Source organism: Cronobacter sp. 153480017-3, assembly GCF_053627815.1.
The window spans coordinates 34,382-58,016 of sequence record NZ_JBSEYN010000010.1 but is presented as its reverse complement, the minus strand read 5'-3'; the positions used below and the strand labels follow the sequence as shown (position 1 = coordinate 58,016).

Below are 23,635 nucleotides of genomic sequence, written 5' to 3'. Positions count from 1 at the left end.
GGCGGCATAGGTGTTAACGCCGCGTAAGCAGTGGGTTCATTATAGTTAATTAAATGATATTGAAAATGTTTATCAATGCCGCAGTTTTTATATGGTTATAACTTAACGCAATATTAGCCAAAAATGGGCACCCTGCGCCGTTTTTCGCACATATTTCCAACGCTTAGGCATCGTCTGAATTCACCATAAAGTGTGATCCCCGTTCGGCTTACTCGCTGTTTTTTGCCACCCGTTAACGCTTCGCGGCAGCGCCCCGAAGGTGAAAGCGTGAGCGCCTCAATAGACTCGATTCGGTTAGGGGGCGGCTTTCGCTCCTGTCTGGTGCTATGACGGAAACGAGGACGACAGCATGAGTAACGCAATAACCATGGGCATACTGTGGCACTTGATTGGCGCGGCGAGCGCCGCCTGCTTTTATGCGCCGTTTAAAAAAGTTCGGCACTGGTCCTGGGAGACCATGTGGTCGGTGGGCGGCGTGGTGTCCTGGCTGATTTTACCCTGGGTGGTCAGCGCGCTGCTGCTGCCCGATTTCTGGGCCTACTACCGCTCGTTCAGCGCCGCCACGCTGCTGCCGGTGTTTCTGTTCGGCGCGATGTGGGGCATCGGCAACATTAACTACGGCCTGACCATGCGCTATCTCGGTATGTCGATGGGCATCGGCATCGCGATTGGTATCACGCTGATTGTCGGCACACTGATGACGCCGCTGCTGAACGGTAAATTCGGTGTGCTCGTCGGCACCGCCGGCGGGCGGATGACGCTGCTTGGCGTGTTCGTCGCGCTCGTTGGCGTCGCCATTGTCACCCGCGCAGGCCAGTTGAAAGAGCGCCAGATGGGCATCAAAGCCGAAGAGTTTAACCTGAAGAAAGGCCTGGTGCTGGCGGTGCTGTGCGGCGTGTTCTCCGCCGGCATGTCGTTTGCGATGGACGCCGCGAAGCCGATGCATGAAGCCGCTGCCGCGCTGGGCGTCGATCCGCTCTACGTCGCGCTGCCAAGCTATGTCGTTATCATGGGCGGCGGCGCGCTGATTAACCTCGGCTTCTGCTTTATCCGCCTCGCGAAGGTGAAAAATCTGTCGATTAAAGCCGATTTCTCGCTGGCGAAACCGCTGCTTATCAGCAACGTGCTGCTCTCGGCGCTCGGCGGGCTGATGTGGTATTTGCAGTTCTTTTTCTACGCCTGGGGCCATGCGCGCATCCCGGCGCAGTATGACTACATCAGCTGGATGCTGCACATGAGTTTTTACGTGCTGTGCGGCGGCATCGTCGGGCTGCTGCTGCGCGAGTGGAAAGCCGCCGGGCGTCGCCCGGTCAGCGTGCTGAGCCTGGGCTGCGTGGTAATTATTGTGGCGGCGAATATCGTCGGGCTGGGCATGGCGACCAACTAACCGGCCAGAGCACCCCACTGCTGACGCCACACCCGTGGCGTCACGCCCGTTTCACGGGTAAACACCACCGAGAAATAGTTACTGTCTTCAAAGCCGCAGCGCGCGGCGATCTCGCTTATCAGCAACGAGGAGTGGCGCAGCAGATACTGCGCCTGGCAAATGCGTAACTGGCGCAGGTACTGGCTGATGGTCATGCCCGTCTGCTGGCGGAACAGCTGGCGCAGCGGGCGTTCGGCAATCTGATAATGGCTGCAAAAGTGCTGTAAATCGAACGGTACGTCGAGGCTGTTGCCGAGCGCGGCCATCAGCAGGTCGAGCGTTTCGCCCTCGCCCGGCCCCGTACCGCCCGATGGCTGGTAACGATGACGGCGCAGCGTAATCGCCAGCTGTAAAAAGAGGCTTTCGGCCAGGCAGTGCGAAAGCGCGTCTTGCTTCGGGCTTTCATGCTCAAGCTGATCAATCACCTGGCGCGCCTGCACCATGCCCTGGCTGCTGAGCCGCCAGCGCGGGTCGCCGTTCACGCCGCGCGGGTTTTCCAGCAGATCGCGCCAGTTGACGTTCAGTTGCAGCCTTTCCGGGCAGTAGATGATGTTATGCAGCACCAGATCGTTAACCGACTGGTAGCTGTGGCGGTCTTCGGCGCGGATATAAAAGAGATCGCCGCAGGTAATGCGGTAAGGCCTGTCGTTCAGCACATGCAGCCCGTTGCCGCGCCACACCAGCACCAGTTCACAGAAATCGTGGGTATGCTCGGCAAAAACGTTTTGCGGGTAGCGATCCGCCACGACGACCGGCTGGGTGGGTGTCGCGAAGAAATCCGCTTTCCTGAGCACTAACTGAGAGGCCACAGCGTATCTCCGGGGCAAATGGCTGCAAAGTATGCGTTTTTTCGCCGCGGAAAACGGTGATTTCCTTCGCGTTACTGGATTTGCCCGTCGCGCCCCTGACGAATCTCACGCGGCGACCACGAAAACTCGCGCCGGAAGAGCGTGGAGAAGTGGTTGCTGTCGCCAAAGCCGCACTGATAGGCGATATCCGTGACGCTCTCTTCGCTGTGGCGCAACAGATAGCGCGCTTTCATCAGGCGCAGACGGTTAAGGTAGCGCTGCGGCGTCAGCCCGGTGCGCTGCTTAAGCTGGCGGTGCAGCGTGCGAAGCGACAGCCGGTGATGGTCGGCGAGCTGCTCCCAGCAAATCTCTTCCGCGTAATGTTCCTCAAGCCAGGCGATAAGCTGGTTCAGCCGTTCATCAGGGCGGCCGTCGCCCTGCGCATGCGCGCCGCTACGCAGCAAAATCAGCAGCTGCATAAAGAGCATCTCCATGCTGGCGATGGCGTGGACGTCGCTGCTTTCTCGCAGCGCTTCCAATTGCCCGACCAGCGGGCGGGCCTGATGCAGCGTCTGCTGGCTGACGCGCCAGTGCGACGGATAGTGGCCGTCCTGCTCCTGCGGCAGGAGCTTTTCAAGCCCCGACAGGAAACTGAACGCCTGCGGCGAGCGATACAGCACGTTGGTCAGGCAGAGATTTTCGGTGTGCTCATAGAGGTGGCGATCGTGGTCGCGCACAAAGCAGACGGAGCCGCCGCTAAGCGTATACGGCTGACCATTAAACACATGCGTGCCGGTGCCGTGCTCAACAACGACAATTTCATAAAAATCATGATGATGTTCAGGAAATGCCGCCTGCGGCAGACGCGGTTCAATGGTCACCGACGCCGCGCCGGATGGGAAAAAATCAACGCTCTGTAGTACCGTCATCATTGCCCCCGCATTCTGTGAAACCTGCCTGATAGTAGATAACGGTTCTCACTGACACCTTAAATTTTCGACGCCAAAACGCGCAAAGCCTGTCGGTTTTTTAAGAAACACCGTGAAATTTCTGGAAATGCGGCGCGGCTCACACCCCGGTCAGCCAGGCGGCCAGACGCCATTTTGTGAACTCCCTCACGTTCATCTTTGCCTCCTTGCCAGCGCGTTTAACGCACTGTCCGTGGAGTGAAGGTGCGCCGCCGCGCCGCTCCCTAGACTGGCGTCAGAGATTCCAACAAGGACCCAACCATGACTATTCGCCATAGCGTCGCGGTCGATCTGGGAGCGTCCAGCGGCCGCGTGATGCTGGCCCGCTACGACAGCCACGGACAGCGCCTGACGCTTGAGGAAATCCACCGCTTCGCCAACGGCCTGCGCCGCGTGGACGGCTTCGACACCTGGGATGTGGAGGCGCTGGAGCGTGAAGTGCGCGCGGGACTGGAGAAAGCCTGCGCGCGCGGCGTCGCTATCGACAGCATCGGCATCGACACCTGGGGCGTCGATTATGTGCTGCTGGATGCGCGCGGCGAGCGCGTCGGCCTGCCGGTGTCCTATCGCGACAGCCGCACCGACGGCATTATGGCCCGCGCGGAGCAGCAAATGGGCCGCGAGGCGATTTACCGCCGCACCGGCATTCAGTTCCTGCCTTTTAACACGCTGTATCAGTTTCGCGCGCTGGTGGAGCAGCAGCCGGAGCTGGTTGACCGCGTGGCGCATGCGCTGCTCATCCCGGATTACCTCTGCTACCGGCTCACCGGCGCGCTGAACTGGGATTACACCAACGCCACTACCACGCAGCTTATTAACATCAACACCGATAACTGGGACGAGACGCTGCTCGACTGGGCGGGTGTGCCGCACCACTGGCTCGGCGCGCCGACGCATCCGGGCAACGTGATCGGCCACTGGCGCAGCGCGCAGGGCGTCGAAGTGCCGGTGGTTTCTGTGGCGACGCACGACACCGCCAGCGCCGTGATCGCCGCGCCGCTGGCGACGCCGGACGCGGCGTACCTTTCCTCCGGCACCTGGTCGCTGATGGGCTTTGAGAGCAAAACGCCGTACACCGATGACCGCGCGCTCGCGGCCAATATCACCAACGAAGGCGGTGCCGAAGGGCGTTACCGGGTGCTGAAAAACATCATGGGGCTGTGGCTGTTGCAGCGCGTCTGTCAGGAGCAGCAGATTACCGATCTGCCCGCGCTTATCGACGAGGCGCGCGCGCTTGCGCCCTGCCGCTTTGTGGTGAACCCGAATGACGACCGCTTTATCAACCCGCAAAGCATGAGCCGCGAAATTCAGGCCGCCTGCCTGGAGCGCGACGAGCCTGAGCCGCAAAGCGCGGCAGAGCTGGCGCGCTGTGTTTTTGACAGCCTGGCGCTGCTCTACGCCCGCGTGCTGGAAGAGCTCACCGCCCTGCGCGGGCGGCCGTTCACGGTGCTGCACATTGTCGGCGGCGGCAGCCAGAACCCGCTGCTGAATCAGCTCTGCGCCGATGCCTGCGGCATTCCGGTGCTGGCAGGCCCGGTGGAAGCCTCCACGCTCGGCAATATCGGCTGCCAGTTGATGGCGCTGGATGATATCGCCGATGTCGATGCGTTTCGCCGCGTCGTGACCGCCAGCCAGACGCTGACCCCTTTTCACCCTCAGACGGACAGCGAAATAGCGCGCCACGCGGCGCGGGTATCGCCGTCCCGTCAAATCAGGAAGGAGCTTTACGCATGACCACTCACATTCACCAGGCCTGGGAACTGGCGAAGCAGCGCTTCGCCGCCGTCGGCGTCGATGCCGAGGCCGCGCTAAACCAGCTCGACCGCCTGCCGGTCTCCATGCACTGCTGGCAGGGCGACGACGTGGCCGGGTTTGAAAACCCGCAGGGGCAGCTCACCGGCGGTATTCAGGCGACCGGCAACTATCCGGGCAAGGCGCGCAACGCCGAAGAGCTGCGCGCCGATCTCGACCAGGCGCTGCGCCTGATCCCCGGCCCCAAACGCCTGAACCTGCACGCCATCTATCTGGAATCCGACACGCCGGTCGCCCGCAATGAGATCAAACCGGCACACTTCGCGAACTGGGTGGCGTGGGCGCGCGAGCGCCAGCTGGGGCTGGACTTCAACCCGTCGTGCTTCTCTCACCCGCTGAGCGCCGACGGCTTTACGCTCTCGCACCCCAACCCGGAAATTCGCCAGTTCTGGATTGAACACTGCCAGGCGAGCCGCCGCGTGTCGGCGTCGTTCGGCGAACAGCTCGGCACGCCGTCGGTAATGAACATCTGGATCCCGGACGGCATGAAAGATACGCCGGTGGACCGCCTGGCGCCGCGACGCCGTCTGCTCGCCGCGCTGGATGAGGTTATCCGCGAAAAACTCAACCCGGCGCACCACATCGACGCGGTAGAGAGCAAGCTGTTCGGCATCGGTGCGGAGAGCTACACCGTTGGCTCGAACGAGTTTTACCTGGGCTATGCCGCAAGCCGCCAGACCGCACTGTGCCTCGACGCTGGCCATTTCCACCCGACTGAAGTGATCTCCGACAAAATCTCCGCCGCAATACTCTACGTGCCGCGCCTGCTGCTGCACGTGAGCCGCCCGGTGCGCTGGGACAGCGATCATGTCGTGCTGCTGGATGACGAAACGCAGGCCATCGCCGGCGAAATTATTCGCCATGACCTGTTTGATCGCGTGCATATCGGCCTCGATTTCTTCGACGCCTCCATCAATCGCATCGCGGCGTGGGTGATTGGCACCCGCAACATGAAGAAAGCGCTGCTGCGCGCGCTGCTGGAGCCGACCGCGCAACTGCGTCAGCTGGAGCTTGACGGCGATTACACCGCGCGTCTGGCGCTGCTCGAAGAGCAAAAATCGCTGCCGTGGCAGGCCGTCTGGGAGATGTATTGCGAGCGCCACGACACGCCAGCCGATGCCGCGTGGCTCTCCGCCGTCCGCCACTATGAACAACAAGTATTAAGCACGCGCTAAGGAGCACTCATGCAACGCATTCTCTCTTCCTGGTTTGTTCAGGGAATGGTTAAAGCCACCAGCGATATGTGGCTGAAAGGCTGGGACGAACGCAACGGCGGCAATGTGAGCCTGCGCCTTGACGCAGCCGACGTAGAGCCTTACCGCGACGAGTTTTACCCCGCGCCCCGCTGCGTGGAGCTGAGCCAGCCGCGCAAGGAGCTGGCGGGCTGCTGGTTTCTCGTGACCGGCTCCGGGAAGTTTTTCCGCAACGTGCAGCTCGACCCGGCCGACACGCTGGTGCTGCTGCAAATCACCGATGACGGTATGGCGTATCACATTCACTGGGGGCTCAGTAACGGCGGCCTGCCGACATCGGAGCTGGCGTCGCATTTTCAGTCGCACGCGGTGCGCAAAGCGGTCTCCGGCGGCAAGGACCGCGTGATTATGCACTGTCACGCCACGAATCTGATTGCGCTGAGCTTTGTGCTGGAGCTGGATGAAGCGCGCTTTACGCGCCTGTTGTGGGAAGGCAGCACCGAATGCCTGGTGGTGTTCCCGGACGGCATCGGCATTGTGCCGTGGATGGTGCCGGGCACCGATGGCATCGGCAGCGCCACGTCGGCGCAGATGAAAACCCACACGCTGGTGCTGTGGCCGCATCACGGTATTTTCGGCACCGGGCCGACGCTTGATGAGGCGTTCGGGCTTATCGATACCGCCGAGAAATCCGCCGAGATCCTGGTCAAGGTGTTGTCGATGGGCGGCATGAAACAGACCATCACGCGCGAGGAGTTGATTGCGCTCGGCGAGCGTTTTGGCGTGACGCCGCACGCGGGTGCCATCGCGCTGTAACCGGGCGGGTGTGTGGAGGCAGACGGTGGGTGCGCTGCGCTTACCCACCCTACCCATCATCAATGTAAGGCGGGTAAGCAACGCGTACCCGCCGCCGTGAATACACCCGTAGGGCGGGTAAGCAACGCGCACCCGCCAGCGTGAATACAACCGTAAGGCGGGTAAGCAACGCGCACCCGCCATTACCGTAAAAGCAAGGAGAAGCTGCATGAGCTTTATGTTGGCACTGCCCAAAATTAGCCTGCATGGCGCAGGCGCTATCGAAGACATGGTGAAACTGGTGGCGAATAAAGCCTGGGGCAAGGCGCTTATCGTCACCGACGGACAACTGGTTAAACTCGGCCTGCTCGATAGCCTCTTTGCCGCACTGGATACGCATCAGCTTTCATACGAGCTGTTTGATGACGTTTTTCCGAACCCCACCGAAGCGCTGGTGCAGCGCGGCTTCGCAATCTGGCGCAATGCGCAATGCGACTACCTGATTGCCTTCGGCGGCGGCAGCCCCATCGACACTGCTAAAGCCATCAAAATTCTCACCGCCAATCCAGGCGCATCCATCGATTACGCGGGCGTAGGTCATGTCAAAAACCCTGGCGCACCGCTGGTGGCGATTAACACCACAGCCGGAACGGCGGCGGAGATGACCAGCAATGCGGTGATCACCAACGAGGCGCGACGGGTCAAAGAGGTGATTATCGACCCGAATCTGATCCCCGATATCGCCGTGGATGACGCAAGCGTGATGCTGGATATTCCGCCCGCCATCACCGCCGCGACCGGCATGGACGCGCTGACCCACGCGGTCGAGGCGTTTGTCTCGGTGGGTGCGCACCCGCTGACCGACGCCAACGCGCTGGAGGCGATTCGCCTGATTAACGAGTGGCTGCCAAAGGCGGTGGAGGACGGGCACAATCTGGAGGCGCGCGAGCAGATGGCGTGCGGTCAGTATCTGGCGGGCATGGCGTTTAACAGCGCGGGCTTAGGCCTGGTACATGCGCTGGCGCACCAGCCGGGCGCGACGCACAACCTGCCGCACGGCGTCTGCAACGCGATTTTGCTACCCGTTATTGAAAATTTTAACCGCCCGCGCGCCGTGAAGCGGTTTGCGCGCGTGGCGCAGGCGATGGGCGTCGATACCCGTGACATGAGCGATGAACAGGCGAGCCATGAAGCCATCAACGCGATCCGCGCGCTATCGGCGCGTGTCGGCATTCCTTCCGGCTTCAGCCAGCTTGGTGTGACGAAAGCGGATATCGAAGGCTGGCTTGATAATGCGCTGGCTGACCCTTGCGCGCCGTGCAACCCGCGCGTCGCTTCACGCGACGAGGTCCGCGAGCTCTATCTGGAGGCGTTATGATCCGCAAAGCGTTTGTAATGCAGGTAAACCCCGACGCGCACGACGAGTATCAGCGCCGCCATTCCCCCATATGGCCGGAGCTTGAAGCGGTGTTGAAAGCGCACGGCGCGCACCATTACGCCATCTGGCTTGATGCGCAGCGTCATTTGCTCTTCGCGACGGTCGAGATAGAGAGCGAGGCGCGCTGGAACGCCGTGGCGCAAACCGAGGTGTGCCAGCGCTGGTGGAAGCATATGCGCGAGATTATGCCGTCCAACCCGGATAACAGCCCGGTGAGTCAGGAGTTGAAAAACGTGTTTTATCTGGAGTGAGCGTGGGTGTGTATGAATGGCGGGTGCGCTTCGCTTACCCGCCCTACGAGAGATTTAATTTGGGAACTGGCGGGTGCGCTCCGCTTACCCGCCCTACGGTTAATGCAATGCCGTGTGTGATGTAGGGCGGGTAAGCAACGCGCACCCGCCGTCATTACGGTTATAAATGATAAACGCCAACCTTACGCCTTCACCGTCTCTTCTGACACCACCGCCTGCCGCCTGTTTGTGAGCGTAAACGCCGACACCACCGTTATCGCCAGCACAAAGCTGCCGAGAATCAGATACGTATCCTGAAACCCTATCCGGTCATACATCGTTCCGGCGAAGGCGGAGAGAAAAATCGCCGCCATCTGCTTGGCAAACTGAAAGCCAATCAGATAAATGGTCGCCGACAGGCGCGTGTCGAACACGCCGGTAATGTATTTAAACGCGCCCACCAGCAGGAACGGCACTTCCAGCGCGTGCAGCATTTTCAGCGCCACGATTTCATAAACATTCGTGGCAAACGCCGAGCCGATAATGCGCGTGGCCATAATCGTGCCCGCAATCAACAGCGTGTTCTTCGCGCCGATGCGGTTAATGATCCACGGTGAGCAGAACATAATGATGGCGTTACACAACTCACCGGCTGTGGTGGCGAAACCAAACGCCTGCGTGCCCGCCTGCGGCGTCGGGAAGAACGATTTAAAAAACGTGGCGAACTGCTGGTCGAACACGTCATACACGCACGCCACGCCGACCACATAGAGAATAAACATCCACAGCTTCGGCAGACGGAACAGGCCCAGCGCCATTTTCGCCGTCACCTGCGGCTGGTTGGCACCGAGCGCGTTCATCACCTGCGCCGTCTGATTGGCGCGAGGACGCGCGAACAGCAGCAGCCCCATCAGCACCAGCGCCGCGCTGGAGCCCATCCAGAACACGATGGCCGGGTTGACGTTAAACAGCATCCCCGCCGTCGAGGCGCACAGCCCCCAGCCGAGGCAGCCAAACATGCGCGCCTTGCCATATTCAAAACCGCTGCTGCGGCTCACGCGCTCAATGTATGCCTCAATCGCCCCGGCACCGGAGGAGAAGCAAAAGCCGATATACAGCCCGCCCATCAGCGCGCCGAGCCAGATATTCACCTTCAGCAGCGGCCCGAACACCCACAGGAAGAACGGCGCGAACAGCACCAGCAAGGTGGTGATAATCCACAGCAGATGTTTTTTTAAGCCCAGCTTGTCGGAAATCACGCCCAGCACCGGCTGAAACGCAATGGCGAACAGCGACATACAGGAGAACACAATGCCGGTATCGGTTTTGTTCAGGCCAATCACATCCGACAGCCAGATAGGCAGAAACGGAAAGCAGGTGGCCATGATGAAGAAGTAGAAAAAGAAGAAGAGACCAAAGATCCAGAAGTTCGGGTTATGTTTCCGGGTACAGACGGTATTTTTCATTATTGTCGCCCTTAGAAGACCAGACCATTGAGGTGCCGCTTTCACGGCACCCGCCTGTTACACGCGCTCAAACGCGATAAGCATCGCGGTTTCGGGGTCGAGCACCGGCAGTTGCAGCCCCGCCTGCGCCAGCCATTCGCCGCTGGCGCTGACAGGCTCGCTCATCCAGCCCGGCAGTTTGCGCATGGTGTGGCCGCCTTCGCCGGTCAGCTGAATATTCGGATGATCCACCAGCCGCACCTGGTAACGGGCCTGCGGATCGAGCCCCGGCACGCGCAGCGCGCCTGGCAGCGTGTAATCCGGCATCGCCAGCTGGCTTACCAGAAACAGCCCCTGCGTCTTATCCTGACTGACGACGCCCTGCACCTGCGTGGCGGCGTCCGGCATCTCTACGCGCCACAGGTCTCCGGTGTGGATCAGCTCACGCCATTCCTTATAAAGCGCGGCATAGCGCTGATAGCCCGCCGCCTCCTGCTCGCCCGCGCTGACCGGGTCCAGCTCCAGCCCCATATGACCGAACAGCGCCGTCAGGCCGCGAAACTCAATGCTGTGCTGGCGGAACGTCGCGTGGCAGCGCGGGTTGCCGATATGCGCGCCCATCACTTCCGGCGGGAAAAAGTAGCTCATGCCGCGCTGGATGGTGTTGCGCTCCAGCGCGTCGTTGTTGTCGGAGGCCCAGAAGCGGTGCGTGCGCGTCAGCACTTCGAAATCGATACGCCCACCGCCGGACGCGCAGGACTCAAATTCAACGTGCGGGAAACGCGCGCGCAGCACATCCAGCAGGCGATAGAACTGACGCGTCTGGGCGTCTGCCGCCGCTTTGCCCGCGTGGCCCGGCTGCACCAGCTCGCGGTTCATGTCCCACTTCACGTAATCAACCGGATGCTCGCCCAGAAGCCAGCTCATGCGTTCCAGCAGATAATCGAAGGCGGCAGGAATGTTGAGATTAAGCACCCACTGATGGCGTCCGGTGGTTTTCGGATAGCCCGGCAGCGCCAGCACCCAGTCCGGGTGCGCGCGGTAAAGATCGGAATCGGGGTTGATCATCTCCGGCTCCACCCAGATGCCGAACTCCATCCCGAGACTTTTCACGTGATTAATCACCGGCATCAGGCCGTCCGGGTATTTCTGCTCATCGAGATACCAGTCGCCGAGCGCCGCATGGTCGTCGTTGCGGCCCTTAAACCAGCCGTCGTCAATGATAAAGCGCTCCACACCGAGCGCCGCAGCCCTGGTCGCCATCTGCATGATGTATTCCGGCTGATGGTCGAAGTAGATCCCCTCCCAGGTGTTGAGATGCACCGGGCGCGGTTTGTTGCCAGGAAAACGGATGATTTCCTTACGCAGAAAGCGGTGAAACTGCTGGCTCATGCCGTTCAGACCGCGCGTGGAGTGGCTCGCGTAGAGCCAGGGCGTGTGCAGCGTCTCGCCGGTCGCCAGCGCCATTTCGCCCGGCAGATAGAGCGCCTCGGCCTGGAGATAACGCCGCCCGTCGGTTTTCGCTTCGCACTTCAGCCGGTGGTTGCCGCTCCACCCAAGATGCACGCCCCAGACATCGCCGTGCTGCTCGCCAAAGCCCGGCGTACCGGCGATAAGCGCCGGAAAATGCTCGTGCGAGGTGCGCCCGCGGCGGTTTTCCAGCACAAAGCCGTCATGGCTTAACGTCACGCGGTGCGGCTGGAACTCACGTATCCAGCGGCCATGAAACGCCATCACTTCAAACGCCCGCTCCGCCACCGGCAGCGTGACCGCGAAACGATCCACCTGCCAGGCGCCGTCGCGCAGATTGGTCAGGCCGTGGCGCACTTTCAGCACGCCGCTGTCGCTGAGCGAAAGCTCGCTCACGAGCCGCAGCCCGGCGGTGGCGTCTTCACTGGTAATCACCAGCGTCTGCCCGTTCTGGTTGACGTCCTGCGTGGTAAACACCGGCGAGGCGTCCAGCCCGTTGCGGTGCCCTTCCAGCCCCGGCGCGCCAAACAGCCCGTGGCCGTTCTCCGCCATTAACGTGACGGGTGAATCGGTATCCAGACGGCCATTAGCGACCGGGCGTACGAGGCTCGCGCAATCGTGCTCCGAAAAGTGCGCAAGGTGCGGCCCCCAGTAGAGAATTTCAGCGAACGGGCGCGTTTTGATAACAACATCGGTTGTGGGGCTGGTGAGTCGATGAATGCGGGTTTCCATAAAAGCATCTCCGGTAAAAGAATGCTTTTACTGTTGATCCGAAACGTTTCGGATGCCAACCAAAACGTTTCGGATGTGTGATCTGCACGGAATTTTGCTTAAGAAAATGCCGAGGGTTTAGTCAGCGGGATGAAGCGTGCTGCCTTCCAGAAAATCGGGTTGCCAGAGCACCTGAAGCTGTTCTGCGGGCTCGCCCGCGATAAGACGCTGCACCATGTCGGCGATTTGTCGCCCCACGCCTTCGCGCGTGGACTGAATGACCGCCGCCACATCCATCTCCACGATGCTGTCAGGCGGCAGACCGTCATAGACCACCAGCGAAACCGCCCCTTCGCCCTGTAAGCGATTAAGCGTTTGCAGCGCCATCGCGGCCCCGTCGCCGAGCGAGTTGCAGTCGGTCACAATGGCCGTCGGCGGGGCGGGCAGCGCCATCAGTTCCAGCACCGCTTTATAGCCCGCGCGGCGGGTGGGCGGCAGCATCCGCAGGCCGCTGTCATCAAGCTGATGCGCTTTCAGCGCGTCTCGCCAGCCCTCGCGGCGCTGGGTGATAAACGCCTGGCTGTTGTGCTCGCCAAGCATCGCGATGCGCCGGTGGCCGAGGCGGATTAACCGCTCGGTGGCCTGATGCGTACCGGCGTAGTTGTCGAAATCAAACCAGGCGTAGGGTTGCGGCAACCGGCTGCGCCCGAGCGCCAGGAAAGGAAAATTTACCGTCTGAAGCTGCTGCAAACGTGGGTCGTTATCGAGCGTATGCGCCACAATCAGCGCGTCCACGCGGCGGCTTTGCACCAGACGCATATAGCTGTGGCTGTCTGCGAGATCGTCATCGGCAATCAGCAGCAAATCGACCTCATGTTGCGCCAGTTCGCGGCTTATCTCACCCACCATCTCCATAAAGACGCTGTTATTGAGCGGCACGGGATGCACGGGAAAGACCAGCCCGACGGCGTCGATTTTGCCCATTTTCAGGCGACGCGCGAACGTGTTTGGCCGGTAGCCGCGTCGCGCCGCTTCAGCCTCCACCCGCGCGCGGGTTTCCTGAGAAACGTCGTCGTAGCCGTTCAGCGCGCGGCTGACGGTAGTGACGGAGAGGCCAAGTTGTGCGGCGATTGCTTTAAGCGACATAAGTTAAGTGCCTGATTGCATGATGTGTAAGAGTGTCGCCTGGGGTGGCGCAGGCGTCCACAGATTCTGTAGGGCTTAATTCTGTTCCGCCACCAGAATTGCCTGAGTATCCGGCTCCAGCGCGCGAAAAACGTGCGCCCGATCGGCGGGGTAACAGATGTAATCCCCGGCGTGCAGCTCTTCCGGCGCTTCCGCGAGCCCGACCAGCGCGCGCCCCTGCGTCACGATGATATGTTCCACCGAGCCCGCCGGGTGCGGCTGTGACAGACGCTCGCCTTCCGGCTGCGTCAGCAGCAGGTAGATATCGCGACGCGCGCCCGGCGGGCAGGTCGCCAGCAAAATCGCCTGGTAATTGGCGAGTTCCGCAACGACTTTCGGCCCTTCACCGCGGCGGATCACCTGCGTTTGGTTGGCCTGCGGTTCCATCAGGCGGGCAAAAGGTATATCGAGCGCCACGCATAGCGCCCAGAGCGTCTCCAGGCTCGGATTACCGTTACCGGCTTCCAGCTGCGACAGCGTGGATTTGGCGATCCCCGCGCGGCGAGCCACTTCGGCCAGCGACAACCCGGCACGCGTGCGTTCGCGCACCAGGCTTTGAGCAATCACGGTAATGGGCTGTGTCATGTCGGGTTCCCTCGTTCGTTAAAATGAACGAACGTTCGTGTTGAAAATAGACAGCGGCATGTTCATTATAATGTTCATTCGTTCGTTATAGGTGAAAAACGTATGATTCTGCACCGGTTCGCCTGCCTTAAAGGCGACATTATAAAGGCTATTGTGCTGGTCTGTCTGGCCGTTGGCGTGGTCGGGATTTCTTATGGCACGCTCGCGATGGCTTATGGCTTCGCGATGTGGGTGCCGCTGCTGTTGTCCATCGCGGTACTGGCAGGCGCGTCGGAGTTTATTTTTATCGGCATCGTCGCGAGCGGCGGTAATCCGCTGGCCGCGGCGGCGGCGGGGCTGCTGGTTAACGCGCGCCATCTGCCGTTTGGCATCACGGTGCGGGATCTGGTGGGCCGTGGCGCAAAAAGATTGCTGGGCTCGCACATCATGAATGATGAAAGCGTGGTGTTCGGGTTATCGCAACAGACGCCTGAAACGCGTAAAGCGGCGTACTGGCTGTGCGGGCTTGGCGTGGCGCTGTGCTGGCCGCTTGGCGTTGTGATCGGCGTGGCGATGGGTACGCTGCTGCCCGCGCCGGAAACCATCGGTCTTGACGCCGTTTTTCCGGCGATTTTACTTGCGCTGGTACTCCCTGCCCTGAAAAACAGAACCACGCTTATCCGCGCAGGCAGCGGCGCGGCGCTTTCGCTTGCTGCCGTGCCGTTTGCACCGGTCGGGCTGCCGGTGCTGCTCTCGCTGGCAGGCTTACTCACGAGGAAGAAATAATGGCGAGTACCATGATGATTCTGGCCGGGATCGCCGTGCTCTCTGTCGGCACGTATCTGATGCGCTTTGGCGGGGCGAAGCTCGGTAACAAGCTGGCGCTGAGCGAACGCGCGCAGGCGCTGCTCTCCGATGCGGCAACGACGTTACTGTTTGCCGTGGCGCTGGCGGCGACGTTTTACGAAGGTGAAAGCTTTGCGGGTATGGCGAGGGTGCTGGGTGTGGGGTTCGCGCTCTTTCTGGCCTGGCGCAAAGCGCCGTTAATCATGGTGATTTTTGCGGCGGCGGTGGTTACCGCGCTGCTGCGTCTGGCGGGCATGCCATAAAAAAAGCGCCCGCAGGCGCTCTTTCGACAACTTCTGGCTTATTTGTTCAGTTCAGCAGTCATGTGGACCTGATTGCCGGTGAACGCTTCGGTGATTTTATACGTCGCGCCCATCTGCTCGGCCTGCGCGGCGATTTTAGCTTCTGCGCCAGAGAGCGTGGTATCGGTCGCGGTGATGGACTGCCCAGCGAAAGCGCCGAAAGCGGTAGCAAGCGTCATAACTGCAACAAAAGATTTGATAGTGTTCATTGTGAAATTCCTTCCGTTTTGATGTGAGGGAGAAGGCGCATTGCCTTCGATGTGTGTAATAGTAGACCTGCACACCGGAAACCAAAAGCGGAAGGATTTGCCGTTCTTTTTCAGAAAAACTGAACAAAAATCACGCGTTTTTATCGCCTGCGATCAGGCGCTGGGGATGCGTGTAAATCGTCGCGCGGCCGGGGCGTGAAAAGCCCACCAGCGTCAGGTTGCAGCGCTCGGCGACCTCCACGGCGAGTGTGGTGGCGGCGGAGACCGCAAAGAGAATTTCAACGCCGCAGGTCGCGGCTTTCTGCACCATTTCATAGCTGGCGCGACTCGACACCAGCACCGCGCCCTGCTGCCACGCTTCACGCGCGCGTCGGCCGAGCAGTTTATCGAGCGCCACGTGACGCCCGACATCTTCATGCCCGCCCGCAATGTCGCCCTGCGGGGTCAGCCAGGCGGCGGCGTGCGTACAGCCGGTGAGCTCGCCGACAGGCTGGACGCTGGCGAGCTGACGCAGCGCGCCGTCGAGGTTATCGAGCGAGAAAGTTTGCGTGAAGGGCAGCGGAGCCAGAGGACGCACAATATCGTTAAGCTGTTCCACACCGCAGACGCCGCAGCCAGTTCGCCCCGCCAGATTGCGGCGGCGCGCTTTCAACTCCATAAAGCGACGACTGGAAAGTTCCACCTGAATTTCGATACCATTACACCCATGGATAATATCCATGCCGTAAATTTCGTGTGAAGATTCGACAATTCCTTCCGATAACGAAAATCCAAGGGCGAAGATTTCCAAATCTTTGGGAGACGCCATCATCACGACGTGCGAGATACCGTTGTAGACCAGCGCTACCGGCACTTCTTCCGCCAGCCAGTCCGGCTCGGTGGTGGTGAGGTTCTCTCTTTTCCAGAGCGGAAGGGAACGAGCGGCCGTGACATCGGTCACGTTTTGCAACAGTTCTGGATGGTTCTTATTCACTTTTTATTAACCGTCTGAAACAGCCTCAGCAACATTGTGGTATTCTGTTGCCCCTAATCCCTCCTCGTTAAGAAGGGAATTACGATTGTGAACCGTTGCGGCGGCATCCGCAAAAGAAAAACCATACGACTTACTTTGTGACAATGTCTGAACAAGGAGCAATCCATGCAGGTCAGCAGAAGGCAGTTCTTTAAGATCTGCGCTGGCGGTATGGCAGGCACCACGGCAGCCGCACTGGGATTTGCTCCCAGCGTCGCGCTGGCGGAAACACGGCAATATAAACTGCTGCGCACCCGCGAAACCCGTAATACCTGTACGTACTGCTCCGTCGGCTGTGGGCTGTTGATGTATAGCCTCGGCGACGGCGCGAAAAACGCGAAATCCTCGATTTTCCACATCGAAGGGGACCCGGATCATCCGGTCAACCGCGGGGCGCTTTGCCCGAAAGGCGCAGGTCTGGTGGATTTCATCCACTCCGAATCGCGTCTGAAATATCCTGAATACCGCGCGCCTGGCTCCGATAAATGGCAGCGCATCAGCTGGGACGAGGCGTTTAATCGCATCGCGAAGCTGATGAAAGAAGACCGCGACGCGAACTTTATCGCGCAAAACGCCGAAGGCACCACCGTTAACCGCTGGCTCTCCACCGGTATGCTGTGCGCCTCCGCTTCAAGTAACGAAACCGGCTATTTAACCCAGAAATTTACCCGCGCCCTCGGCATGTTAGCCGTGGATAACCAGGCGCGTGTCTGACACGGACCAACGGTAGCAAGTCTTGCTCCAACATTTGGTCGCGGTGCGATGACCAACCACTGGGTTGATATGAAGAACGCCAACCTCATCGTCGTGATGGGTGGGAACGCGGCAGAAGCGCATCCGGTGGGATTCCGCTGGGCGATGGAAGCCAAGATCCACAATGGCGCGAAGCTTATCGTTATTGACCCGCGCTTTACGCGCACGGCGTCGGTGGCCGATTTCTATACGCCTATCCGTTCCGGTACTGACATCGCTTTCCTGTCAGGCGTACTGCTGTACCTGCTGAACAACAATAAGTTCAACCGCGAATATGTCGAGGCCTACACTAACGCCAGCCTGATCGTGCGTGAAGATTACGGTTTCGATGACGGCCTGTTCACCGGCTACGACGCGGAAAAACGCAAATATGACAAAACCAGCTGGCACTATGAGCTGGACGAAAAAGGCTTCGCAAAACGCGATACCACGCTCTCGCACCCGCGCTGCGTCTGGAACCTGCTGAAAACGCACGTCTCCCGCTACACGCCGGATGTCGTTGAGAATATCTGTGGTACGCCGAAAGCCGATTTCCTGAAGGTGTGCGAATACATCGCCGAAACCAGCGTACACGACAAAACCGCGTCGTTCCTGTATGCGCTCGGCTGGACGCAGCACTCCGTGGGTGCCCAGAACATCCGTACGATGGCCATGATCCAGCTGCTGCTGGGCAACATGGGTATGGCGGGCGGCGGCGTGAATGCGCTTCGCGGACACTCCAACATCCAGGGCCTGACCGACCTCGGTCTGCTGAGCCAGAGCCTGACCGGCTACATGTCGCTGCCAAGCGAAAAACAAGCCGATCTGCAAACTTACCTGACCGCCAACACGCCGAAACCGCTGCTGGAAGGCCAGGTGAACTACTGGGGCAACTACCCGAAATTCTTCGTTTCGCTGATGAAAGCCTTCTATGGCGACAAAGCGACGGCGGAGAACAACTGGGGCTTCGACTGGCTGCCGAAGTGGGATAAAGGCTACGACGTCCTGCAATATTTCGAGATGATGCATCAGGGCAAAGTCAACGGCTACATCTGCCAGGGCTTTAACCCGGTCGCCTCGTTCCCGAACAAAAACAAAGTGGTCGCTTCACTCTCAAAACTGAAGTTCCTGGTGACTATCGATCCGCTCAATACCGAAACCTCTACCTTCTGGCAGAACCACGGCGAGCAGAACGATGTCGATCCGGCGAGCATTCAGACCGAGGTGTTCCGCCTGCCGTCCACCTGCTTTGCCGAAGAGAACGGATCTATCGTGAACTCCGGCCGCTGGCTGCAGTGGCACTGGAAAGGTCAGGACGCGCCGGGCGAAGCGCTGAATGACGGCGAAATCCTGGCCGGTATCTTCCTGCGCCTGCGTAAGATGTACGCCGAGCAGGGCGGCGCATGCCCGGAACAAGTCCTTAACATGAGCTGGAACTATTCGACGCCGGAAAACCCGTCGCCGGAAGAAGTGGCCATGGAGAGCAACGGTAAAGCGCTGGCGGATATCATCGATCCGGTGACCGGCAACGTGCTGGCGAAGAAAGGCGATCAGCTGGGCACCTTCGCGCATCTGCGTGACGACGGCACCACCTCAAGCGGCTGCTGGATCTTCGCGGGTAGCTGGACGCCGGACGGCAACCAGATGGCGCGTCGCGACAACGCCGACCCGTCAGGCCTTGGCAATACGCTGGGCTGGGCATGGGCGTGGCCGCTGAACCGTCGCATCCTGTATAACCGCGCCTCCGCGGATCCGCAGGGCAAACCGTGGGACCCGAAACGCCAGCTTCTCTCCTACGCCAACGGCAAGTGGGTCGGCGCCGATATCCCGGACTACAGCACCGCGCCTCCGGGCAGCGATGTCGGTCCGTTTATCATGCAGCCGGAAGGCATGGGCCGCCTGTTCGCCATCGACAAAATGGCGGAAGGCCCGTTCCCGGAACACTACGAGCCGTTCGAGACGCCGCTTGGCACCAACCCGCTGCACCCGAATGTGGTGTCTAACCCGGCGGCGCGCGTGTTCAAAGGCGATCTGGAAGCGATGGGCAAAGCGGATAAGTTCCCGTATGTCGGCACCACGTACCGTCTGACCGAGCATTTCCACTACTGGACCAAGCACGCGCTGTTAAACGCCATCGCGCAGCCGGAACAGTTTGTGGAAATCGGCGAGAAACTCGCCGGTAAGCTTGGCATCGCGCAGGGCGATACCGTGAAAGTCTCCTCCAACCGCGGCTATATCAAAGCCAAGGCGGTGGTGACCAAGCGTATTCGCACGCTCAACGTGAACGGCAAACAGGTGGATACCATCGGTATTCCAATCCACTGGGGTTACGAAGGGGTCGCGAAGAAAGGCTTTATCGCCAACACGCTGACGCCGTTCGTGGGCGACGCCAACACCCAGACGCCGGAATTTAAGGCGTTCCTGGTGAACGTGGAAAAGGTGTAACGGAGACGACTCATGGCTTATCAATCGCAAGACATTATCCGTCGTTCCGCGACTAACGGTTTCACGCCCGCGCCTCAGGCGCGGGACCACCAGCAGGAAGTGGCGAAGCTTATCGACGTAACCACCTGTATCGGCTGTAAAGCCTGTCAGGTGGCCTGTTCCGAGTGGAACGATCTGCGTGACGAAGTCGGTCATAACGTCGGGGTGTATGACAACCCGGCGGATCTGACCGCCAAGTCCTGGACCGTGATGCGCTTCTCGGAAGTGGAGCAGAACGACAAACTGGAATGGCTTATCCGCAAGGATGGCTGTATGCACTGCGCCGATCCGGGCTGCCTGAAGGCGTGCCCGTCGGAAGGCGCTATCATTCAGTATGCCAACGGCATCGTCGATTTTCAGTCTGAACAGTGCATCGGCTGCGGCTACTGCATCGCGGGCTGTCCGTTCGACGTCCCGCGCCTGAACCCGGAAGATAACCGCGTCTACAAATGCACCCTGTGCGTGGACCGCGTAACCGTGGGCCAGGAGCCGGCATGCGTGAAGACCTGTCCGACCGGCGCTATCCACTTTGGCACCAAAGAGGATATGAAACAGCTGGCAGGCGAGCGCGTGGCGGAGCTGAAAACCCGTGGTTACGAAAACGCGGGCCTGTACGATCCGGCAGGCGTTGGCGGTACGCACGTTATGTACGTGCTGCACCACAACGACAAGCCGAATCTGTACCACGGCCTGCCGGAGAACCCGGAAATCAGCGAAGCCGTTAAGTTCTGGAAAGGCATCTGGAAACCGCTCGCCGCCATCGGCTTTGCGGCGACCTTCGCCGCCAGCGTCTTCCACTACGTCGGTATCGGTCCAAACCGCGCCGAGGAAGATGAAGACAATCTGCACCATGACGATGATGAGGTGCGTAAATGAAAAGACGTGACACCATCGTGCGCTACAGCGCGCCAGAGCGAATCAACCATTGGATCACCGCCTTCGCCTTCGTGCTGGCGGCGGTGAGCGGGCTGGGGTTCTTTTTCCCCTCCTTCAACTGGCTGATGAACATTCTTGGCACGCCGCAGCTGGCGCGCATCCTCCACCCCTTCGTTGGGGTGGTGATGTTCGTTTCGTTTATGCTGATGTTTTTCCGTTACTGGCACCACAACCTCATTAACCGTGACGATATTCTGTGGGCAAAAAACATCCACAAAATCGCCATGAACGAGGAAGTGGGCGATACCGGGCGCTATAATTTCGGTCAGAAGTGCGTCTTCTGGGCGGCCATCCTGCTGCTTCTGCTGTTACTGGCAAGCGGCGTGGTTATCTGGCGTCCGTGGTTCGCGCCGATGTTCCCCATCCCGGTGATTCGCCTGGCGCTGCTGGCGCATTCATTTGCCGCGGTGGCCTTAATTGTGGTTATCATGGTGCATATTTACGCGGCCCTGTGGGTCAAAGGCACCATTACCGCCATGGTGGAAGGCTGGGTTACCAAAACCTGGGCGAAGAAACACCACCCGCGCTGGTATCGCGAAGTGCGCGAGAAACAGGAAAAATCATCTGAATGAGTATTCGCATCATCCCGCAAGACCAGCTGGAGAAGAGCGATAAACGTACGGCGGAAGTGATTCCGCCGTTATTGTTCCCCAGACTGAAAAATCTCTATAACCGCCGCGCCGCACGCCTGCGCGAGCTGGCTGAAAATAATCCGCTGGGCGATTACCTGCGTTTTGCCGCGCTTATCGCGCATGCCCAGGAGGTGGTGCTCTATGACCACCCGCTGGAGATGGATTTGACGGCCCGCATCAAAGCAGCCGCGGAACAGGGCAAGCCTCCGCTTGATATTCACGTGCTGCCGCGCGATGGCCACTGGCAGAAGCTGTTGCAGTCGCTGATTGCCGAGCTGAAGCCGGAGATGAGCGGCCCGGCGCTGGCGGTTATCGAAAATCTCGAAAAAGCCTCGGCGCAGGAGCTGGAAACCATGGCGAGCGCCCTGTTCAGCGCCGATTTCAGCGCGGTGAGCAGCGACAAAGCCCCGTTTATCTGGGCAGCGCTGTCGCTCTACTGGGCGCAGATGGCGAGCCTGATCCCCGGCAAAGCGCGGGCGGAATATGGCGAAGCGCGCCAGTTCTGTCCGGTCTGCGGCAGCATTCCGGTCTCCAGCATGGTGCATATCGGCTCAAGCCAGGGGCTGCGTTACCTGCACTGCAACCTGTGCGAAACCGAGTGGCACGTGGTGCGCGTTAAATGCAGCAACTGCGAGCAGACCCGCGATTTGCACTACTGGTCGCTGGAGAGCGAGCAGGCGGCCATTAAAGCCGAAAGCTGCGGCGACTGCGGGACTTACCTGAAGATCCTGTATCAGGAAAAAGACCCGAACGTGGAGCCGGTGGCAGATGACCTCGCCTCGCTGGTGCTTGACGCCCGCATGGAGCAGGAAGGCTTCGCCAGAAGCTCCATCAACCCGTTCCTGTTCCCGGGAGAGGGTGAGTAAACCTTGTCTGTAGCCCGCTCGTTCAGGGCGGGCTAGTTCATGCTCGTTATCGACCCCTCATTTTCTTTGCAGATTACAACGCCAGCGCAGAGAGAACATGCTGCGGATCGTTCGCAATCGCACGCAACAGCGCGCGCGCAGGCCCGGTCGGCGAGCGCCTTCCCTGCTCCCAGTTACGCAGCGTATCCACACTTACTGAAATCAGGCTGGCGAATTTCGTCTGAGAAAGGCCTGATGCCTCTCTGATCGCTTTTATTTTCAGCGCGTCGATAACAAAAACCCGTGAGGGCTCTCGGCGGCCTTCGCTGATATCATTCATCTGCCGCAGGCTTTCGGTTAACTGTTCAAACAGCGCCTTGTCCATCACCACCTCTCATTCAGCATTCTGAGCACGGATTTTTCGTGAGGCGAGAGATCGTCTTTTATCCCCTTGCGATAAATCAGCAGCAGGCGGATTTCATCGGCAGCAGGGCGATAAAAATAGATGATCCTGACGCCGCCCCGTTTTCCCCGGCCGCCTGACAGCCAGCGCGCCTTACGAAGCCCGCCGGTATCCGGTATCACGTCGCCGTAATCAGGCCGCAGGGCCAGGAACCACTGCAACCGCTGGTAATCGTCATCGCTAAGCAGGGCAGTCACGGCCCGGGTAAAGATTTCCGTTTCAATGAAGAGCATATCCGTACGCCACTGGATGATATTAACATCGCATGCAGGTACGTCAATGGCGTACCCTAAAGGCTATACGCTATCGTGGTGCTACACGTCAGACAATGTCCCGGACGAAAAGATTTCCCTTCTGCGATCCTCCTTCCGTAATAATTTATTCGATTACATCAACGGGATAAATATATGGCTGGGTGGCAAGGCGCTCGCCTATTTCAGCATCGCCAGCGCAGAGGAGAGCGTGAGGAAAAACAGAAACAGCCCGCCGCCGGTATCGACGACGACCTTCAGCCAGCGCACCGAAAAGCGGCGCGTGGTCAGCACTATCGCGCCGCCGCACAGCAGCAGCCAGGACGCCATAATGGCGACATGAATGCTGGCGAGCAGCAGATAGTGCGTGAAGGCCGTTCCGGCAAACGCGGGCACCACCGTCAGCCAGAGCAGAATCGCTTTGATATTAAAAAGATTCGCCAGCAGCGCCTCTTTCACGCCCGCGCCGCGGCCTGTTGTGTGCTGCGGACGCCGCCAGGCCTGAATGCCGCTTACAACAAGCCGCAGCGCCAGCCAGAGCAAATAGAGCGTGCCCGTAAGCTGTAAAGTTTTCATCACGGCCGGGTAGCGTACCAGCAGTTGTGTGACGCCAAGCCCCACCAGCGAGGCGTGAATATAAATCCCGATAAGCGTGCCTGTGATAACGCTGAACACGCCCGTAATCCCCCGGTGGATAACATTGTTCATCGCCAGCGTAAAGCTGGCACCGGGGGAGAGTGCCACCGGCGCAATCGCCAGCACAAAACCTGAAATATCCACGCCACCGCCTCTGTTCACATCCGCCGTTACTTAACCACAATCACGACATGCGCGGTATTCACCATAAATAGCGGCAGATTACCTTCCTTTACGTTGCGTTTTCGCAGGTACGCCATAC

The 23,635-nt window shown here is 59.8% G+C and carries 23 protein-coding genes; 12 read left to right on the top strand and 11 right to left on the bottom strand.

What is annotated here, in order from left to right:
- The first annotated feature begins 349 nt into the window (after positions 1-349).
- Positions 350-1,387 (top strand): L-rhamnose/proton symporter RhaT, encoded by a 1,038-nt coding sequence (gene rhaT, locus ACUW6V_RS18425; RefSeq protein WP_004385145.1) that lies wholly within the window; start codon positions 350-352, stop codon positions 1,385-1,387.
- Here rhaT and rhaR read toward each other — a convergent pair.
- Together rhaR and rhaS are read right to left on the bottom strand one after the other, a co-directional pair.
- Positions 1,384-2,235, bottom strand: a complete 852-nt coding sequence (rhaR, locus tag ACUW6V_RS18420; RefSeq protein ID WP_454038752.1) for an HTH-type transcriptional activator RhaR — start codon at positions 2,233-2,235, stop codon at positions 1,384-1,386. The two genes, rhaT and rhaR, sit on opposite strands and share 4 nt — an antisense overlap.
- Positions 2,236-2,306: 71 nt before the next feature.
- Positions 2,307-3,143, bottom strand: coding sequence for an HTH-type transcriptional activator RhaS (gene rhaS / locus ACUW6V_RS18415; RefSeq protein WP_454038761.1), 837 nt, complete (start codon positions 3,141-3,143; stop codon positions 2,307-2,309).
- Between the two features lie 300 nt (positions 3,144-3,443).
- Here rhaS and rhaB point away from each other — a divergent pair, with 300 nt between their 5' ends.
- The 5 genes from rhaB (at position 3,444) to rhaM (ending at position 8,671) form a co-directional block, all read left to right on the top strand.
- On the top strand, positions 3,444-4,916 hold the full coding sequence (gene rhaB / locus ACUW6V_RS18410; RefSeq protein ID WP_454038751.1) for a rhamnulokinase: 1,473 nt from the start codon (positions 3,444-3,446) through the stop codon (positions 4,914-4,916).
- On the top strand, positions 4,913-6,169 hold the full coding sequence (locus ACUW6V_RS18405; protein WP_454038750.1) for an L-rhamnose isomerase: 1,257 nt from the start codon (positions 4,913-4,915) through the stop codon (positions 6,167-6,169). Before rhaB ends, ACUW6V_RS18405 begins: the two co-directional genes overlap by 4 nt.
- A gap of 9 nt (positions 6,170-6,178) precedes the next feature.
- A complete protein-coding gene (gene rhaD / locus ACUW6V_RS18400; protein WP_454038749.1) occupies positions 6,179-7,003 on the top strand; it encodes a rhamnulose-1-phosphate aldolase in 825 nt (274 codons plus the stop codon).
- Between the two features lie 208 nt (positions 7,004-7,211).
- Entirely contained in the window at positions 7,212-8,360 is a 1,149-nt protein-coding gene (gene fucO / locus ACUW6V_RS18395) for a lactaldehyde reductase (RefSeq protein WP_004385152.1), read from the top strand.
- Positions 8,357-8,671 (top strand): L-rhamnose mutarotase, encoded by a 315-nt coding sequence (rhaM, locus tag ACUW6V_RS18390; RefSeq protein ID WP_014729852.1) that lies wholly within the window; start codon positions 8,357-8,359, stop codon positions 8,669-8,671. The genes fucO and rhaM overlap by 4 nt, the downstream gene beginning before the upstream one ends.
- A gap of 182 nt (positions 8,672-8,853) precedes the next feature.
- Here the strand turns inward: rhaM and ACUW6V_RS18385 are convergent, their stop codons facing one another.
- The 4 genes from ACUW6V_RS18385 to ACUW6V_RS18370 all read right to left on the bottom strand — a co-directional run bounded on the left by ACUW6V_RS18385 (position 8,854) and on the right by ACUW6V_RS18370 (position 14,046).
- Positions 8,854-10,116 carry an oligosaccharide MFS transporter gene (locus ACUW6V_RS18385; RefSeq protein ID WP_454038748.1) on the bottom strand — a complete coding sequence of 421 codons (1,263 nt, stop codon included), beginning with the start codon at positions 10,114-10,116 and terminating at the stop codon, positions 8,854-8,856.
- Positions 10,117-10,173: 57 nt separating this feature from the next.
- A complete protein-coding gene (locus ACUW6V_RS18380; protein ID WP_454038747.1) occupies positions 10,174-12,297 on the bottom strand; it encodes an alpha-galactosidase in 2,124 nt (707 codons plus the stop codon).
- A 117-nt stretch (positions 12,298-12,414) separates the two neighbouring features.
- Positions 12,415-13,422: a LacI family DNA-binding transcriptional regulator gene (locus ACUW6V_RS18375; protein WP_007899204.1), complete on the bottom strand. Its 1,008-nt coding sequence runs from the start codon at positions 13,420-13,422 to the stop codon at positions 12,415-12,417.
- A 75-nt stretch (positions 13,423-13,497) separates the two neighbouring features.
- Complete coding sequence (locus ACUW6V_RS18370) at positions 13,498-14,046, bottom strand: helix-turn-helix domain-containing protein (RefSeq protein WP_004385157.1); 549 nt, start codon at positions 14,044-14,046, stop codon at positions 13,498-13,500.
- Positions 14,047-14,151: 105 nt separating this feature from the next.
- Here ACUW6V_RS18370 and ACUW6V_RS18365 point away from each other — a divergent pair, with 105 nt between their 5' ends.
- Complete coding sequence (locus ACUW6V_RS18365) at positions 14,152-14,811, top strand: AzlC family ABC transporter permease (RefSeq protein ID WP_085959427.1); 660 nt, start codon at positions 14,152-14,154, stop codon at positions 14,809-14,811.
- Positions 14,811-15,134, top strand: a complete 324-nt coding sequence (locus tag ACUW6V_RS18360; protein WP_014729856.1) for an AzlD domain-containing protein — start codon at positions 14,811-14,813, stop codon at positions 15,132-15,134. Before ACUW6V_RS18365 ends, ACUW6V_RS18360 begins: the two co-directional genes overlap by 1 nt.
- A gap of 38 nt (positions 15,135-15,172) precedes the next feature.
- Here the strand turns inward: ACUW6V_RS18360 and ACUW6V_RS18355 are convergent, their stop codons facing one another.
- Both ACUW6V_RS18355 and fdhD read right to left on the bottom strand, forming a co-directional pair.
- Complete coding sequence (locus tag ACUW6V_RS18355; RefSeq protein WP_004385160.1) at positions 15,173-15,382, bottom strand: YdgH/BhsA/McbA-like domain containing protein; 210 nt, start codon at positions 15,380-15,382, stop codon at positions 15,173-15,175.
- A gap of 130 nt (positions 15,383-15,512) precedes the next feature.
- Complete coding sequence (fdhD, locus tag ACUW6V_RS18350; protein WP_004385161.1) at positions 15,513-16,355, bottom strand: formate dehydrogenase accessory sulfurtransferase FdhD; 843 nt, start codon at positions 16,353-16,355, stop codon at positions 15,513-15,515.
- Positions 16,356-16,520: 165 nt separating this feature from the next.
- Between fdhD and fdnG the strand changes: the two genes are divergently transcribed.
- The 4 genes from fdnG to fdhE are packed head-to-tail and all read left to right on the top strand — an operon-like array spanning position 16,521 to position 22,044.
- Positions 16,521-19,571: a formate dehydrogenase-N subunit alpha gene (fdnG, locus tag ACUW6V_RS18345; protein WP_085959401.1), complete on the top strand. Its 3,051-nt coding sequence runs from the start codon at positions 16,521-16,523 to the stop codon at positions 19,569-19,571.
- A gap of 12 nt (positions 19,572-19,583) precedes the next feature.
- Positions 19,584-20,486 (top strand): formate dehydrogenase subunit beta, encoded by a 903-nt coding sequence (gene fdxH / locus ACUW6V_RS18340; protein WP_004385164.1) that lies wholly within the window; start codon positions 19,584-19,586, stop codon positions 20,484-20,486.
- Entirely contained in the window at positions 20,483-21,118 is a 636-nt protein-coding gene (gene fdoI, locus ACUW6V_RS18335; protein ID WP_004385165.1) for a formate dehydrogenase cytochrome b556 subunit, read from the top strand. The genes fdxH and fdoI overlap by 4 nt, the downstream gene beginning before the upstream one ends.
- Positions 21,115-22,044 carry a formate dehydrogenase accessory protein FdhE gene (gene fdhE, locus ACUW6V_RS18330; RefSeq protein WP_007871963.1) on the top strand — a complete coding sequence of 310 codons (930 nt, stop codon included), beginning with the start codon at positions 21,115-21,117 and terminating at the stop codon, positions 22,042-22,044. Before fdoI ends, fdhE begins: the two co-directional genes overlap by 4 nt.
- 73 nt (positions 22,045-22,117) lie before the next feature.
- Here fdhE and nadS read toward each other — a convergent pair whose 3' ends face one another.
- The 3 genes from nadS to ACUW6V_RS18315 form a co-directional block, all read right to left on the bottom strand.
- Positions 22,118-22,408 carry a NadS family protein gene (nadS, locus tag ACUW6V_RS18325; protein WP_007871962.1) on the bottom strand — a complete coding sequence of 97 codons (291 nt, stop codon included), beginning with the start codon at positions 22,406-22,408 and terminating at the stop codon, positions 22,118-22,120.
- On the bottom strand, positions 22,408-22,719 hold the full coding sequence (locus tag ACUW6V_RS18320) for a hypothetical protein (RefSeq protein WP_012126103.1): 312 nt from the start codon (positions 22,717-22,719) through the stop codon (positions 22,408-22,410). The genes nadS and ACUW6V_RS18320 overlap by 1 nt, the downstream gene beginning before the upstream one ends.
- A 198-nt stretch (positions 22,720-22,917) precedes the next feature.
- Positions 22,918-23,517, bottom strand: a complete 600-nt coding sequence (locus ACUW6V_RS18315; protein WP_007872523.1) for a LysE family translocator — start codon at positions 23,515-23,517, stop codon at positions 22,918-22,920.
- Positions 23,518-23,635: the final 118 nt, after the last annotated feature.

Excerpts from the sequence above, each read along its gene's own strand:
- rhaT (WP_004385145.1), top strand. The coding sequence starts at position 350 with ATGAGTAACGCAATAACCATGGGCATACTGTGGCACTTGATTGGCGCG.
- rhaS (WP_454038761.1), bottom strand. The coding sequence starts at position 3,143 with ATGACGGTACTACAGAGCGTTGATTTTTTCCCATCCGGCGCGGCGTCG.
- rhaB (WP_454038751.1), top strand. The coding sequence starts at position 3,444 with ATGACTATTCGCCATAGCGTCGCGGTCGATCTGGGAGCGTCCAGCGGC.
- ACUW6V_RS18405 (WP_454038750.1), top strand. The coding sequence starts at position 4,913 with ATGACCACTCACATTCACCAGGCCTGGGAACTGGCGAAGCAGCGCTTC.
- rhaD (WP_454038749.1), top strand. The coding sequence starts at position 6,179 with ATGCAACGCATTCTCTCTTCCTGGTTTGTTCAGGGAATGGTTAAAGCC.
- fucO (WP_004385152.1), top strand. The coding sequence starts at position 7,212 with ATGAGCTTTATGTTGGCACTGCCCAAAATTAGCCTGCATGGCGCAGGC.
- rhaM (WP_014729852.1), top strand. The coding sequence starts at position 8,357 with ATGATCCGCAAAGCGTTTGTAATGCAGGTAAACCCCGACGCGCACGAC.
- ACUW6V_RS18385 (WP_454038748.1), bottom strand. The coding sequence starts at position 10,116 with ATGAAAAATACCGTCTGTACCCGGAAACATAACCCGAACTTCTGGATC.
- ACUW6V_RS18380 (WP_454038747.1), bottom strand. The coding sequence starts at position 12,297 with ATGGAAACCCGCATTCATCGACTCACCAGCCCCACAACCGATGTTGTT.
- ACUW6V_RS18375 (WP_007899204.1), bottom strand. The coding sequence starts at position 13,422 with ATGTCGCTTAAAGCAATCGCCGCACAACTTGGCCTCTCCGTCACTACC.
- ACUW6V_RS18370 (WP_004385157.1), bottom strand. The coding sequence starts at position 14,046 with ATGACACAGCCCATTACCGTGATTGCTCAAAGCCTGGTGCGCGAACGC.
- ACUW6V_RS18360 (WP_014729856.1), top strand. The coding sequence starts at position 14,811 with ATGGCGAGTACCATGATGATTCTGGCCGGGATCGCCGTGCTCTCTGTC.
- ACUW6V_RS18355 (WP_004385160.1), bottom strand. The coding sequence starts at position 15,382 with ATGAACACTATCAAATCTTTTGTTGCAGTTATGACGCTTGCTACCGCT.
- fdxH (WP_004385164.1), top strand. The coding sequence starts at position 19,584 with ATGGCTTATCAATCGCAAGACATTATCCGTCGTTCCGCGACTAACGGT.
- fdoI (WP_004385165.1), top strand. The coding sequence starts at position 20,483 with ATGAAAAGACGTGACACCATCGTGCGCTACAGCGCGCCAGAGCGAATC.
- fdhE (WP_007871963.1), top strand. The coding sequence starts at position 21,115 with ATGAGTATTCGCATCATCCCGCAAGACCAGCTGGAGAAGAGCGATAAA.
- nadS (WP_007871962.1), bottom strand. The coding sequence starts at position 22,408 with ATGGACAAGGCGCTGTTTGAACAGTTAACCGAAAGCCTGCGGCAGATG.
- ACUW6V_RS18320 (WP_012126103.1), bottom strand. The coding sequence starts at position 22,719 with ATGCTCTTCATTGAAACGGAAATCTTTACCCGGGCCGTGACTGCCCTG.